Consider the following 14,058-nt stretch of genomic DNA (forward strand, 5'->3'; position numbering starts at 1 on the left):
CTTGGTGTACCGCGCTCAAAATTCCAGCGGTGCGTTGTCGATGACCTCCTTCATCACGAAGAAGGTGCGGGTCTGGCGCACGCCGGGCAGCGCGATGAGTTGCTCGCCGTGGATGCGGTTGAAATCCTCCATGTCGCCGACGCGGATCTTCAGGAAATAGTCGAAATCGCCGGCGACGAGGTGGCAATCGAGCACGAATTTCAGCCTGGCGATCGCCTGCTCGAAGGTGGCAAAGCTCTCCGGTGTCGAGCGGTCGAGCACGACGCCGACCATCACCAGCGTGCCCTTCGCTACTTTCTTCGGCGCCACCATGGCGCGAACGGCGGCGATGAACCCGTCCTCGAACAAGCGCTGGGTCCGGCGATGGCAGGTGGCGGGGCTGATTGCAACGGTTTCAGCCAGCTCGGCATTGCTGAGCCGGCCGTTATTCTGCAGCAATCTCAATATTTTAAGGTCGATCCGGTCGAGACGAGACGTCATGAAAGAAACTTTCATTCCAAGCTACTATTATGGAAGAATTATCAGCCTCTCACGCCATTAGTGCAAGATACGGCGCAATATTCGGGCAACATTCGAGAGCACATTTCTTTCGCATGATGCTAGGCAGCTGCCGGCACCAACACCAATCGGGATGACCCATGAAGCTCGACAAATTTCCGCGCTATCCGCTGACCTTCGGCCCGACGCCCATCGAGAAGCTGGAGCGGCTGTCGAAACATCTCGGCGGCAATGTCGAGGTCTATGCCAAGCGCGAGGACTGCAATTCCGGCCTCGCCTATGGCGGCAACAAGCTGCGCAAGCTCGAATACATCATCCCCGATGCGATCGCCTCCAACGCCGACACGCTGGTCTCGATCGGCGGCGTGCAGTCGAACCACACCCGTATGATCGCCGCCGTCGCGGCCAAGATCGGCATGAAGTGCCGCCTGGTGCAGGAAGCCTGGGTGCCGCACGAGGACGCGGTCTATGACCGCGTCGGCAACATCATGCTCTCGCGCATCATGGGCGCCGACGTGCGCCTGGTCGACGACGGTTTCGACATCGGCATCCGCAAGAGCTGGGAGCAGGCGATCGAGGAAGTGAAGGCCGCGGGCGGCAAGCCTTACGCCATTCCCGCCGGCGCCTCGGTGCACAAATATGGCGGCCTCGGCTATGTCGGCTTCGCCGAGGAGGTGCGCAAGCAGGAAGCCGAGCTCGGCTTCAAGTTCGACTACATCATCGTCTGCACGGTGACCGGCTCCACCCATGCAGGCATGCTGGTCGGCTTCGCCGCCGATGGCCGCGCCCGAAAAGTGATCGGTATCGACGCCTCCTTCACGCCGGCGCAGACGAAAGCGCAGGTGCTCGAGATCGCGCAGAACACGGCTGAACTCGTCGAGCTCGGCAAGGAGCTCGTCGCCGACGACGTCGTGCTGATCGAGGACTACGCCTATCCCGCCTATGGCGTGCCGTCGGAAGAGACCAAGGAGGCCATCCGCCTCAGCGCGCGCCTCGAAGGCATGATCACCGACCCCGTCTACGAGGGCAAGTCGATGCAGGGCCTGATCGACCTTGCGAAGAAGGGCTATTTCGAGAAGGACGCAAAGATCCTCTACGCCCATCTCGGCGGCGCGCCCGCTCTCAACGGCTACGCGTATGCATTCAGGAATGGGTGAGTGAGGACATAGCTCTCGCCTGACACATCGGTGTCTTCCCGGACAAGCGTCAGCGCAGATCCGGGACCCATACGCCGCAGCGATAGTTTTGCGAAGACTCGTGGTTGCCGGCGTGACGCAGCAACTTCGTCCTGTGGTTATGGATCCCGGATCTGCGCGCGCTTTGGGCGTGCTTGTCCGGGATGACGTGTTGAGAGAGGTAGGCGCAGCAGCACCCCCAGCCCCTACCGCGTCCTGACGATCTGCAGCAGCTCGTCGCCGTAATGCTCAAGCTTCTTGTCGCCGATGCCGGGCACGTTGCGAAGTTCGTCGAGCGTCGTCGGCCAGGCCCGGACGATGCCGTCGATGGTGGCATCGTGCAGTACCACATAGGCCGGCACGCCGCGCTCGCGCGCGATCTCCGAGCGCCACGAGCGCAGCCGCGCGCGCAGTTCGGGATCGACATCGCCTTGCGGGGCGCCGGCGGCCGGCGCGAGGTCGCCGCGGAGGGATTTGCCGCGGCTTGCGCGAATGCGCGTGCCGGGCGCTTCCTCGCGCAGCCACACGTCCGTCTCGCCGCGCAGCACGCCGCGCGCCGTCTCCGTCAGCTTCAGCGCACCATAGGCTTCGCTGTCGCTCTGCAAATGGCCCATCGCCACCAGCTGCCGCAGCACGGTGCGCCACTGCTTTTCGTTGAGCTCGCGGCCGATGCCGAACACAGACAATTTGTCGTGGCCGAACTGCGTCACCTTCTCGGTCAGCCGTCCAACCAGCACGTCGATCAGGTGCATCGCGCCAAAACGCTGTCCGGTGCGATAGACGCAGGACAACAGCTTCTGCGCCAGCACCTTGCCGTCGCGCATCTTCGGAGGCGTCAGGCAATTGTCGCAATTGCCGCAGGTCTCGCCCATCACGATCTCGCCGAAATAGGCGAGCAGCCGCCGGCGCCGGCAGTGCGGCGTTTCGGCAAGGCCAACCAGCGCATCGAGCTTGCCGATCGAGACCCGCTTGAATTCGTCGGAGGCGCTGGACTCGTCGATCATGCGACGCTGCTGCACGATGTCCGAGAGCCCATAGGCCATCCAGGCCGCAGACGGCTCGCCATCGCGGCCGGCGCGGCCCGTCTCCTGATAATAAGCCTCGATGCTCTTGGGCAGGTCGAGATGGGCGACGAAGCGCACATCGGGCTTGTCGATGCCCATGCCGAACGCGACGGTCGCGACGATGACGATGCCGTCCTCGTTGAGAAAGCGATCCTGGTTGCGCGAGCGCACGCTGCCGTCGAGCCCGGCATGGTAGGGCAGCGCCGCAATGCCGGCGTCTTGAAGCGCGGCGGCGACCTCCTCGACACGGTTGCGGGACAGGCAATAGACCACGCCGGCATCGCCCGCATGCCGCTCCCGGATGAACTCCTTCAGCTGCGATACCGCATTGCGCTTGTCGACGATCTCGTAGCGGATGTTGGGCCGGTCGAAACTCGAGACGAATTGCGGCGCATCCGCGAGCTGCAGCCGCGCAACGATCTCCTTGCGCGTCAGCTCGTCGGCGGTCGCGGTCAGCGCGATGCGCGGCACCTCGGGAAAGCGCTCGGCGATGATGGAGAGGCCGACATATTCGGGGCGGAAGTCATGGCCCCATTGCGAGACGCAATGCGCCTCGTCAATCGCGAACAGCGCCACCTTCGCCTGCGCCAGCAGCGACAGGCAGCGCGGCGTGACCAGGCGTTCCGGCGCGACATAGAGCAGATCGAGATCGCCCGCGAGCAGGCGGCGCTCGATATCGGATGCTTCCTGCGGCGTCAGCGACGAGTTCAGCGCGGCAGCGTTGACGCCGGCCTCGATCAGTCCGGCGACCTGATCGCGCATCAACGCGATCAGCGGCGACACCACGATGCCGCAGCCTTCGCGCAGCAATGAGGGAAGTTGATAGCACAGCGACTTGCCGCCGCCGGTCGGCATCAGCACCAGGCAATTGCCGCCGCCCGTGACGTGGCGGATGATCTCGCCCTGCGCGCCGCGAAAACCCGGCAGACCAAACACCGAGTGCAGCACCGACAGCGCATCGCGGCCGTCGGCCGGCGCAGGCAGCGGGGCGGTGGAGGGGGCATTCATGAGCGGGATGGAACCAGGCCGTGAGATTCGTCTCAAGGCCAGTCGCATGCTGGCGCGGGCGTGGCAAGTCCATCTTCTCCCTCTCCCCACCCGCGGCAGGGGGAAACGCATATGGCAATTTGCACGACCTGAGGGCACGCCTCGTCCTTCGAGACGACCGCTTCGCGGTCTCCTCAGGATGAGGCTAAGCAGCATCGGTACTCGTTGAAGATCACAGCCGCGCACTCGATCCTCATCCTGAGGGCCCGCCAACGGCGGGCGTCTCGAAGGATGGCCACAGGGGAAATCGATCCGACGTGCGATCACCATGACGCGAGCCGGGAGAGGTGAAGAGCTACGCCCCAATCCTCCGCAAGGCCTCTGCGACCGTCACGATCGGCATGCTGCGCTTTCCGGCGGCCTCCAGCGCGTGACGCATCAAGTCCGGCGTGCAGCCATAGGGACTGGGCGCGTTCGCAACGTCATGGCCATAGAAGATGAGCCAGCCGCCGCTCGCGACGGCCTCGTCGAAATAGCGATCGACGCCTGCTCTATCGATCTCACGATCGACCAAGGGCGAAGCGCGCAGGAACTGGAGGTCGATGACGCCGCTATTGACGCCGGGCAGGATGCCGCGCGCCGAACGGAAGGCCTTGGCGAGCTGCGGCTTGCGCCAGACCGAGGCAATCCCATAGGGATAGGCGAAATTCTGCAGCGCGATCGAAGAATCGATCGCACGAAAACAGCAGCGGTTCCGCTCGATCTCGCGCGCCATGGCGGCCTCGTCGAGATTGGCCGAGCTCTGGTGCGAGAAGGTATGGCAGGCAATCTCGTGGCCGGCGCGGTGAAGCCGGACGATCGCGTCATCCGACAAGCCATGCCAGTGGTCCGACGGCCGATCGATCAGGCTGCCGGCGAGATAGAACGTGCCCCGGCCGCCATGCTTCTCTAGAAGCTCGGCACCCTCACCTGCGGCGCTGGCGGGGGCGTCGTCGAAGGTGAAGCTCACGATCGGCGCGTGCGCAGGCAGCCGGTGCGGCGCGGCGCGGAAATGCCGGGCCAGCCGATTGCTCACGCGTCCCTGGAGTGCCGACCACACGACTGCGTTTCCCGTGATTTGCGTACTTCTGTACTGAAACATTCGCGCGCCGGTTGAGGCAAGCCTAACGCTTGGGTAATCCTAACGCGGGACCAATATCCTTTGGCTGGCACGCTGGGACCGACGCATCGGCTTCCACGCTGAGATATTGCAGCCAATTGCGAAAGAGCGCTGCCGCCGCACTGCCGGCGCCGATATCAGCGCGCAAATTCAGCCCAGGCAGCTCGTTGGTGAGCGCCGGATGGCGTTGGTGCACCGCCTTCTTCTCGAAGCGGAGCAATTTCTCTTCCGTCGCTGCGTCAAAATAGCTCACGGGCGGACGCGGATAAGTCTCGCGCTCCCGCGCGAGATAGCGGCCGATATCGCGCAGATATTCGCGCTGGAGCGACAGCGCGTCGTATTCCGGGTGGCCCTGGAAGAACACGAAGCGGCTGGCATATTGGCGGACGAAAACGTCGACACCGGCCTCTTCCGAGCGTGTCAGCACCTGATAACCGGCCTGCACCAGGTCGCTCTCCACGATCTCGTTCAGCCGCGAATGCGAGACCTTCAACGGCGCCGGCGCTGCACTCGTCAGCGGATCGCTCGTCACCACGTCGCAATCGAAGATGCCGTGGCATTTGGCCGGCAGCGGTCGCCGCGCGATGCCGTCGAGGTGCAGCACCGCCGCGTGCGCGGCAAGGCACGACCAGATCGTCGAGCGCGTGTTGGCCTTGGCCCAGTCGATGAGCCCGGTGAGGTCGCGCCAGTACGGCTCCTGGTCGAGTTCGGGCGCGACGGGTTCTGCGCCTGTTACGATCAGCCCGTCGAATTTCTGGCGCTTGAGGTCGGACAGGTCGGAATACTCGCTCTCCACATGCCACTTCGCTTCCGGCGAACGCTTCACGCTGGGAAGCGAGAAGCAGTGGAAGCGGATGCGGCACGGGCCTGCTGCGGCCTGGAGCAGCTTCATGAACTGCCGCTCGGTCGCCTTCAGCGCCGGATCCGGCATGTTGTTGACGAGCCCGATCGTGAGATCTCGCGCGAGATCGCGCTCGCTCGGCACCAATCCCGGGCCCGAGATGACTTGATCCCTGTCGATCAAGATAGTCATTGGCGGCCCGGCCCTACTCCGCGGCCTCGAGGCGCGCCGAGCGGCAGGCCTTCTCCAGCGCCTGGTCGATGTCCTCGATGATGTCGGAGACGTGCTCGATACCGATCGAGAGCCGGATGGTCTCCGGCAGCACGCCGGCAAGGCGCTGCTGCTCCGCCGACATCTGGCGGTGGGTGGTCGAGGCCGGATGGCAGGCCAGCGACTTGGCATCGCCGATATTGACGAGGCGCGTGATCAGCTTCAGCGCATCATAGAAGGTCTTGCCGGCCTCCATGCCGCCCTTGATACCGAAGGTGAACAGCGAGGAGGCGTTGCCATCGAGATATTTCTGCACCAGCGGATAATAGGGACTGTCGGGAAAGCCGGTGTAATTGACCCAGGCAACGCGCGAATCCTGGCGAAGGAATTCGGCGACCTTGCGGGCGTTCTCGACATGGCGCTCCATCCGCAGCGCCACGGTCTCGACGCCCTGCAGCAGCAGGAAGGCGTTGAACGGCGACAGCACCGAGCCCATGGTGCGCTGATAGACGCTGCGCGCGCGCTCGATATAGGCGGTGCGGCCGAACCGTTCGGCATAGACGAGGCCGTGATAGGAGGCGTCGGGCTTGTTGTAGGCCGGGAAACGATCGGCATACTTGGCCCAGGGGAAGTTTCCGGAATCGACGATGGCACCGCCGAGCGTGGTGCCGTGACCGCCCAGGAACTTGGTCAGCGAATGCACGGCGATGTCCGCGCCATAGTCGAACGGCTTGAGCAGGATCGGGGTTGCGACCGTGTTGTCGACGATCAGCGGCACGCCATGCGCATGCGCGATCCTGGCCAGCGCCTCGATGTCGCAGACATTGCCGGCGGGATTGCCGATGGTCTCGGCGAACACGGCACGGGTGTTCTCGTCGATCAGCTTCTCGATCGCGTCAGGCCTGTCGCTCTCGGCGAAGCGGCCGATGATGCCCTGCCGGGGCAGGATGTGCGAGAGCAGCGTGTGCGTGGTGCCGTAGAGCTGCGGCACGGAAACGATGTTGCCGCCGTGATCGGCGACGTTGACGAAGGCAAAATGCAAGGCCGCCTGGCCGGTCGCGACCGCGAGCGCGCCGACGCCGCCTTCAAGCTGGGCAATGCGCTTCTCCAGCACCGCGCTGGTCGGATTGGCGATGCGGCTATAGCGAAAGCCCTCGGCTTCGAGATTGAAGAGCGCCGCGCCATGATCGGCGCTGTCGAAGGCGTAGGCCGCGGTCTGGTAGATCGGCACCGCGACCGCGTGCGTGGTCGCTTCGGGCTCGTAGCCGGCGTGAATAGCGATCGTCTCGTTGCGCATCGTGCCACCTCCGCGTGGAGCGGTCCGCACTTATTGGCCTAGAATGAGGCATGTGCGTTGTCCGCCGTCCCTCTGTTAGAGGCGGGTGGTAAAGCGTACAATAATTCGCTTAGAGATCGAGGAAGTAACCCTAACGGTTGTTGGCGAATTAGCTAAAATTCGAGTTAAATTGGATCGATCAATCACTGCGCAGCGAAGACACCCTCTCCCCGCAAGGAGCGAGGGTGCACCGCCGACGCCGCGATCGCTCGCAGTCTCAGCCCATCCTCTGCCACAGTCGATGCGTGAGCACGCCGGCGCGCTTCTCGATCGCGGCCGCGGCATCGAGCGCGAGATCCTCGCGATAGCGACCGGCAATGAGCTGCACGCCGATCGGCTTGCCGTCATGGAGGGCCACCGGCACCACCGCGCCGGGCAGGCCCAGCACGTTGATCGCGGAGATGAAACGAATCTCGCCCCAGAAGATCTCGCGCACGCGCTCGGCGCTGACCGTGTCCTCGCGCGGGCCCGGCGTCGGCTTCACCGTGGTCGGCGCCAGCACGACCGGATAGTCCTCGAAGAACAATTGCCAGGCACGAATGTGGCCGTTGCGCGCGGCAGTCGCCTGCATCCAGCCCTTGAGATCAAGCACGTTGGCCTTGGCCTTCATGCCGCCCCAGGCCCTGTGAAAATCCTCCGAGGTAACCTTCAGCATGCCGGCTTCCTGCATCACCACGGTCTCGTTGGTGATGATGTCGCACCAGGTCTGCCAGACACCGTTGATGTCGGGCACCTCGACCTCGCTGACGCGGTAGCCGGAACGTTCGAGATGGTCCGCAGCCTGGCGCAGCGCCGCCGCGACGGCCGGATCGACGTCCATATCGTCGGGGATTTTGGCGAGCGCCACCTTGATCGGCCTCTTCGGCTTCTCGCCGACCAGCGGCGCCGGCACCCACCAGGGATCGCGCGGATCGCGCTGGCTCATCGCCTCGAGCGCAAGACGAACGTCCGCGACGTGGCGCGCGAGCGGCCCCTGCGCCGACATCAGATGCGCCAGCATCGGCCGCTCGGCCGCTGCGCTCGCGTTGAACGCGGGAATGCGTCCTTGGGTCGGCTTGATGGTGGCAACGCCGTTGCAATGCGCAGGCCAGCGCAGCGAGCCGCCGATGTCATTGCCGTGGGCGATGGTGCCGATGCCGGCGGCGACCGCCGAACCCGCACCGCCCGACGAGCCGCCGCAGGTGATATCCGGGTCCCAGGGATTGAGCGTCAACCCGTGCAGGGGATTGTCGGTGAAGCCGCGAAAGGAGAATTCCGGCGTGTTGGTGAGCCCAATGACGATCGCGCCGGCCTTCTTCAGGTTGCGTACCACGGGCGCATCCGACGGCGCGATCAGGCCCTTGTTGGCGGGCACGCCGTTGAAATTCGGCCGGCCCTCGTAGTCGACGTTCTCCTTGATCGTGATCGGCACGCCGTGCAGAAGGCCGAGCGCACCACCCTTGGCCCGCTGCTTGTCCGCGCCGTGCGCAGCCTTCAGCGCTCCCTCCGAGAGATCGACGACCACGGCGTTCAGCTTCGGATTGACCGCGCGCATCCGCTCGAGATGCGCTTCGACCGTCTCGACCGCGGAGATCGCGCCGGAGCGGATTGCGGCCGCGGTCTCCACCGCCGACCATTGCCAGGCCGGTCCAGACGGGCGCCGCGGCTTCGTCGATTTGCCGGTGGCGGCTTTGCTGGCCGGCTTCGCGGCGGCCCCCTTGCGGCCGGAGCTAGCCTTGCTCGAAGCCTTCGCCGGTCTCTTCAAGACACTTCTCTTTTTGATCGCCGTCTTCTTAGCCACGCCAGCATCTCCCTAAATCGCGCGGCGAGGTTACGGACAACATGCGGCCCTGTACAGGTACGTTCCCGCATGGCGCATTGCCGTGAGCATCGATGCGACCGATCGTCAGCAGGCCCCACGGCTTCGCCCTACTCCGCGGGACAAGGCGCGCCAGACCTTCTACGAGCGCTCCCTGCTCATCGTCCGAGACAGAGGAGGCCGTAGTCGGCTTGCCCTTCCTCAACGTGCTTCCACCACGGCTCATATAAGCTGACTGCACAACTATTACTTGCACCAAATTTCGCGCCCTGCCGCGAGGAGCTAACGACCTGACTCAGTGATGACCGCAATCGACGCCAACTATGGAGGACGAGATGCGCGAAAACGGCTGGCACTCAGGCATGACCGCTTTGCTTGCGGCAAGCTTCATCTTGTTTCGCGGGTCGAGCGACGTCAGAGCCCAGAACATCGAGTTCGCTCCGGTTGCCCGAGACATGTCCGAGTTCGGCTACATCCTCAACGCCACCAAATGGCCGTGGGGGCCTCTTGAATCGAAGATTATTTACGTGTGTTAGGAAAATCCGCAGCCCACTTCTGCCACCCAGATGAACGCGGTCCAAATGGCCGTAACGCAGACATGGCAAGCTAATTCAGCGTTGATATTCGACGGTTGGAATCGAACTTGCGCCGATGAAAGTGTCGGACTCAGAATGAAGATTTCTGACGAAGGTCCTCACGCAAAGGGGCTTGGAACGCAAATTGATAAAAAGCCCGCAGGGATGGTCCTAAACTTCACCTTCGAAAATTGGAGCACTGCTTGCAAGGACGCGAGCATGTACGAGAAGTGCGTGGCCAGCACCGCCGTTCATGAATTTGGACACGCGCTCGGGTTTGCGCACGAACGGAATCGACCTGATACCCCCGGGGAATGTGCAAACCGGGCGCAAGGCGGCAATGTGGCGGCGTTGGCGGATGCATGATTCCCCTCCTTTCAACGGTTGGCGACCATTTCTTCGTCGGCCTTCGGCCTGGAACCATTTTGGACGAACGCGATCGTGCGCTGCTGAGCGATCTCCAGCCGGCCGGCGTCATCCTCTACAAGAGCAATTTTCGTCACGACGTTCCCTGCCGGGAATGGCTGTTGAGCCACAAAGATCTGATCGCCTCGATCCGCGACGCCTCGCAGCGCGAGAAGCAATTCATCGCCATCGATCATGAAGGCGGCCGCGTGTGCCGCACGCCGCCCCCGATGGCACGCTTTTCCTATGCCGCGCGATGGGCCGGTACCGCGGAACAGGTCGGCGAGGCCATGGGCTCCGAGCTCGCCTCGCTCGGCTTCAACCTGAACTTCGCGCCGGTGCTCGACATTCACAGCAATCCCGCCAACCCGGTGATCGGGGAGCGCGCCTTCGGCCGTACGGCCGAGGACGTGGTCAAGTCGATGCTTCCGTTCACCAAGGCCATGGAACGTCAGGGCGTCCGGGCCTGCGGCAAGCATTTTCCGGGACACGGCGACACCCAGGTCGATTCGCACCACGAATTGCCGGTCGTCGATCTCGATCTCGACCAGCTGAAATCACGCGAGCTGCTCCCGCTTGCCGCCGCGATCGATGGCGGCATCGAGATGATCATGACGTCGCACGTCCTGTTCCGGCAGCTCGACTCCAGGAATCCCGTCACGCTGTCGCGCCCAATCACGACCGGACTCCTGCGTGAGGCGATGAAATTCGGCGGCGTGATCGTGCCTGACGACGTCGGCATGCGTGCGATGACTGGACGGCTGGACACGCCGGACGCCGGCGCGCGCTTCATGGCGGCCGGAAACGACATGCTGATGATCTGCGCGCACTGGACCGACACCAAGCGCGCTCGCGGGCTCGCTCGGTCCATCGTCGATGGCGTCGATTCGGGCGGCCTCGATGCGGCCGTGATCGCGGCGTCGGGCAAGCGCGTGCGCGGTCGACCTGGATGCGGCCGCCGACCAAGCCATCTCCTTCGGCGGCCACACTCCAGAGTGCTCTTGCCTCCCTGCCGGGATGAACATCGGCACCGATGCGAGCTGGATGGCTCGGCCGAAAAGAACGAATCCGCACCCGGGCCTTGATCAGTGCCCACCTTGTTGTTTGATCCCCCTTGCGCACAAGTCGAACGCGTCGTTGTGCGTAGCAATGTAGGTCGGCCAAAGAACCTTCACAGCCAGTTGATCGAGACAATCAGGGAGACTGGCGTGAGGTCGCCGTTATCGAAATACGCACAGGACGTCCTGTGCCCGCTACCGGCGTTCACGATTGGAATACATCGACCATGAGCCGCAGTTCGGATTTCCGTTTCGGCTTGGAAGCAGAATTTCTGCTGGTCGATGCCGCCTCATGCCGACCCTTATGGCATCCCGAGCTTCGGTTTGAGGAACTCAACCTCATTCTGGAGGGAATCGATGTCTGCGATTTCGATCACGAGGGGCTGGATCTGATCCCGCTTCATCGCAAGAGAATGCCCTTCGTTGTCGAAGGCTATCAGCTCCCCGGCCCGGACCTGAAGCCGACGGCGTTGTTGCCGAAGGGCGTAGAGATTCGCACCCCGATATGTAACTCAATTGAGGCGTGCGTCGACGCATTCGCCACACTGCACGGGCGGATGCAACGATCTCTTTCCGAACGCGGATATCGCGCCGCAACGCTCTCCTTTCACCCGATCGAAGACCATTTTGAGGGACCGCAGAACAAGCGACGATACGATCATTGGCAGTGGGCGATGGAGGCGATGACCACCTACGGGCCCGATATCAACGTCAGCGTCCCATCTGATGTGGCGGAACGACTGGACTTGCACGAACTCCATGGCAAGGTGAACTATTACGCCCCTGCCCTCACCGCACTCACCGTTGCCTCGCCGCTCTATCGTGGTGACCTTTGGCGCATCCGCGGCGGCGTTGGAAAGTCTGTGCGCACCTATCACCGCAGCACCATTGCGCCGGCGATTTCCATCCACCCCAAGGAACACCTTCGTCTCGAATTCAAGCCGCTCGAAATGACGCCATATCGCGTCGACTATCACGGCTATTTTCTGCTGTGGCTCGCGCTGATCCTCGATGAGAGCTTGCTCGGGCGCGCGACCGAGCAAACGCGGATCTACGACATGGGACAGGTTGCCCGGTTCGGCCTTCGTGCCGAAGGTGCCCGCGAGCGCGCCCATGAAGTCCTGTCGAAGGCACCGAATGCGTTGGGCGCCTGGGACTTCGACTGCCAGGCGCTGGATCACTTCCATGTACGGCTGGAGACCGGTCGCGTCCCCGCGGACGACATCATTGACCGCTACGAGCGCGAACAATCGATCCCCAGCGTACTGCGCGATCTGCTCGACTTGCGGTGATTTCTGCTATTTTTCGCTCGCGATCCGGTCCAGGCGCAACCGATGCCGGTGGTCGGTGAGCAGACGTCCACCTCCGAGGACTGCCGCAAGCGTTCCCAGGCCCGTGCCGCCTGCAATCAGGAACATGATCAGCAGTTGATATTTGACGGCGTCGACCGGTTCGACGCCCGCGAGGATCTGGCCGGTCATCATCCCGGGGAGAGAAACAAGGCCAATCGCCGCCATGCCGTTGATGGTCGGCATAAAGCCGCTTCGCAGCGCGTCGCGGATCACGGGGAGAAGCGCCTGATAGCGCGTGCCTCCCAGCGCGAGGCAGGACTCGACCGCGGCCCGTTCGCGCATCACGCCATTGACGAGCACGTCCAGGCCCAGGCTAACCCCGGTCATGGTGTTGCCGAGGATCATTCCCAATAGCGGCAGCGCGTAGCGCGGATGATACCAGGGGTCGGGACGTAGCTGCGTAAGGAGCGAAAACATCGTGACTGTACCGGCAGCGAGCAAAGTGCACCCTGCACCCAGGCCATAGGTCCAAAGACCCAGTAACCGTCGTTTCTGACGAACGACGATCTCGCGCGATGCAAACATGACCATGATGAACGCCGCGAGCGCAGTCCACAATGGCGAGACAGCAGCGAACAGAAACGTCAGCACGTAACCGACGAGCACGAGCTGAACGACCATTCGCACGCTCGCGACAGCAAGTTGCCCTTCGAGCCTGAGATGCAGCGCTAGGGAAAGTGCGCCATTCATGACCACGAGGAGTGCCGGCAGGATCAAGTCGTTGTAGCCGAGCTGGATATAGCTCAAAGCAGATGCTCCTCGACCCGACCACTGGACATCATGAACAAGCGCGATCCGACGCGCCGCGCCTGGGCGCTATCGTGGGTGCTCCACAGAACACTTGTGCCGGTCGACACACGCTCGGCGACAATGGCTTCGACGGACGCGGTCGACACCGCGTCGAGTGCCGAAGTGGGTTCATCCAGCAACAGCACGCGCGACTGCAACAGGAGCGCACGCACGAGCCCGAGCCGCTGCTTTTCGCCGGTCGAGAGCCGGCGGATCGGCCAGGTCCCGCAATCGGGCGGCAGCCCCAGCCTTTCGGCGAGATTTAGCGCGTCATCCCAGGCGACGAAGTGCTCCTGCACCGTGTCCGCCCACCAGCCTGGCTCAGCGGCGACGTAAGTCACCGCTTTTCGCCAAACGGGAGCCGGCATGGCTTCTCTCGGCGTGCCGTCGAGCTGGATGGAGCCTTCATTCGGATCGAGATCGGCAATGGCGCGCAGCAGAAGGCTCTTGCCGACCCCGGACGGGCCTTGCAGCGCAATGCATTCTCCGTCGGCCAACTTGAAGGAAACCGAGACATGCAGGCGCTTCAGGGTGTCGACGATGAGCATCGTTAAATGACCTTAGAAGGCGCCTTGCTATGACCTGGTTCCCTACCTAGGTTATTGAAACGGGGACTTCCAGTCTCCCCGTCAGACGGGTTCCGTCCAAGCACTGACCAATGCTCACTTGTTGAGATGGTTGTTCATGGACCGACCCAGTCTAACTTCCCATCATAGATTTGACCCTGCAGGGGCGTCAGCGCCTCGCCGCATTCGGCGTGAACAGCACGCTGTGGAGGCGGTCGCTGTCCATTTCGCCGGACTAAGCGCCC

13 protein-coding genes are annotated in these 14,058 nt (G+C 63.4%); 5 read left to right on the top strand and 8 right to left on the bottom strand.

What is annotated here, in order from left to right; genetic code table 11:
- Positions 1-15: 15 nt before the first annotated feature.
- Positions 16-480 (bottom strand): Lrp/AsnC family transcriptional regulator, encoded by a 465-nt coding sequence (locus UNPA324_RS16590; RefSeq protein ID WP_141935158.1) that lies wholly within the window; start codon positions 478-480, stop codon positions 16-18.
- Between the two features lie 158 nt (positions 481-638).
- Between UNPA324_RS16590 and UNPA324_RS16595 the strand changes: the two genes are divergently transcribed.
- Complete coding sequence (locus UNPA324_RS16595; protein WP_141935159.1) at positions 639-1,655, top strand: 1-aminocyclopropane-1-carboxylate deaminase; 1,017 nt, start codon at positions 639-641, stop codon at positions 1,653-1,655.
- A gap of 224 nt (positions 1,656-1,879) precedes the next feature.
- On the opposite strand, the gene recQ is transcribed toward UNPA324_RS16595, so the two are convergent.
- From recQ to UNPA324_RS16620, 5 genes are all read right to left on the bottom strand, one after another.
- Entirely contained in the window at positions 1,880-3,745 is a 1,866-nt protein-coding gene (gene recQ, locus UNPA324_RS16600; protein WP_128919079.1) for a DNA helicase RecQ, read from the bottom strand.
- 334 nt (positions 3,746-4,079) lie between these two features.
- Positions 4,080-4,823, bottom strand: coding sequence for a polysaccharide deacetylase family protein (locus UNPA324_RS16605; protein ID WP_141935160.1), 744 nt, complete (start codon positions 4,821-4,823; stop codon positions 4,080-4,082).
- Between the two features lie 64 nt (positions 4,824-4,887).
- Positions 4,888-5,916, bottom strand: a complete 1,029-nt coding sequence (gene metA, locus UNPA324_RS16610; RefSeq protein WP_141935161.1) for a homoserine O-succinyltransferase MetA — start codon at positions 5,914-5,916, stop codon at positions 4,888-4,890.
- 13 nt (positions 5,917-5,929) lie between these two features.
- Positions 5,930-7,231, bottom strand: a complete 1,302-nt coding sequence (locus tag UNPA324_RS16615) for an O-acetylhomoserine aminocarboxypropyltransferase/cysteine synthase family protein (protein WP_141935162.1) — start codon at positions 7,229-7,231, stop codon at positions 5,930-5,932.
- Between the two features lie 256 nt (positions 7,232-7,487).
- A complete protein-coding gene (locus UNPA324_RS16620) occupies positions 7,488-9,050 on the bottom strand; it encodes an amidase family protein (protein ID WP_141935163.1) in 1,563 nt (520 codons plus the stop codon).
- A 353-nt stretch (positions 9,051-9,403) separates the two neighbouring features.
- On the opposite strand from UNPA324_RS16620, the gene UNPA324_RS16625 reads away from it, so the two are divergent.
- The 4 genes from UNPA324_RS16625 (at position 9,404) to UNPA324_RS16640 (ending at position 12,398) form a co-directional block, all read left to right on the top strand.
- The gene (locus UNPA324_RS16625) at positions 9,404-9,604 is read left to right on the top strand and encodes a hypothetical protein (RefSeq protein ID WP_141935164.1); all 201 of its coding nucleotides are present in this window, start codon (positions 9,404-9,406) and stop codon (positions 9,602-9,604) included.
- A gap of 135 nt (positions 9,605-9,739) precedes the next feature.
- A complete protein-coding gene (locus UNPA324_RS16630; protein ID WP_210246762.1) occupies positions 9,740-10,009 on the top strand; it encodes a M12 family metallopeptidase in 270 nt (89 codons plus the stop codon).
- A gap of 59 nt (positions 10,010-10,068) precedes the next feature.
- The gene (locus tag UNPA324_RS16635; RefSeq protein ID WP_246667181.1) at positions 10,069-11,133 is read left to right on the top strand and encodes a glycoside hydrolase family 3 N-terminal domain-containing protein; all 1,065 of its coding nucleotides are present in this window, start codon (positions 10,069-10,071) and stop codon (positions 11,131-11,133) included.
- Between the two features lie 200 nt (positions 11,134-11,333).
- A complete protein-coding gene (locus tag UNPA324_RS16640; protein ID WP_141935167.1) occupies positions 11,334-12,398 on the top strand; it encodes a glutamate-cysteine ligase family protein in 1,065 nt (354 codons plus the stop codon).
- Positions 12,399-12,404: 6 nt separating this feature from the next.
- Here UNPA324_RS16640 and UNPA324_RS16645 read toward each other — a convergent pair whose 3' ends face one another.
- Positions 12,405-13,205 (bottom strand): ABC transporter permease, encoded by an 801-nt coding sequence (locus tag UNPA324_RS16645; RefSeq protein ID WP_141935168.1) that lies wholly within the window; start codon positions 13,203-13,205, stop codon positions 12,405-12,407.
- On the bottom strand, positions 13,202-13,795 hold the full coding sequence (locus tag UNPA324_RS16650) for an ABC transporter ATP-binding protein (RefSeq protein WP_128919071.1): 594 nt from the start codon (positions 13,793-13,795) through the stop codon (positions 13,202-13,204). Before UNPA324_RS16650 ends, UNPA324_RS16645 begins: the two co-directional genes overlap by 4 nt.
- Between the last annotated feature and the right edge of the window lie 263 nt (positions 13,796-14,058).

The sequence above is a fragment of the Bradyrhizobium sp. UNPA324 genome, from assembly GCF_006658635.1.
In the GTDB taxonomy this organism is placed as follows: domain Bacteria; phylum Pseudomonadota; class Alphaproteobacteria; order Rhizobiales; family Xanthobacteraceae; genus Bradyrhizobium; species Bradyrhizobium nanningense.

Excerpts from the sequence above, each read along its gene's own strand:
- UNPA324_RS16590 (WP_141935158.1), bottom strand. The coding sequence starts at position 480 with ATGACGTCTCGTCTCGACCGGATCGACCTTAAAATATTGAGATTGCTG.
- UNPA324_RS16595 (WP_141935159.1), top strand. The coding sequence starts at position 639 with ATGAAGCTCGACAAATTTCCGCGCTATCCGCTGACCTTCGGCCCGACG.
- recQ (WP_128919079.1), bottom strand. The coding sequence starts at position 3,745 with ATGAATGCCCCCTCCACCGCCCCGCTGCCTGCGCCGGCCGACGGCCGC.
- metA (WP_141935161.1), bottom strand. The coding sequence starts at position 5,916 with ATGACTATCTTGATCGACAGGGATCAAGTCATCTCGGGCCCGGGATTG.
- UNPA324_RS16615 (WP_141935162.1), bottom strand. The coding sequence starts at position 7,231 with ATGCGCAACGAGACGATCGCTATTCACGCCGGCTACGAGCCCGAAGCG.
- UNPA324_RS16625 (WP_141935164.1), top strand. The coding sequence starts at position 9,404 with ATGCGCGAAAACGGCTGGCACTCAGGCATGACCGCTTTGCTTGCGGCA.
- UNPA324_RS16630 (WP_210246762.1), top strand. The coding sequence starts at position 9,740 with ATGAAGATTTCTGACGAAGGTCCTCACGCAAAGGGGCTTGGAACGCAA.
- UNPA324_RS16640 (WP_141935167.1), top strand. The coding sequence starts at position 11,334 with ATGAGCCGCAGTTCGGATTTCCGTTTCGGCTTGGAAGCAGAATTTCTG.
- UNPA324_RS16650 (WP_128919071.1), bottom strand. The coding sequence starts at position 13,795 with ATGCTCATCGTCGACACCCTGAAGCGCCTGCATGTCTCGGTTTCCTTC.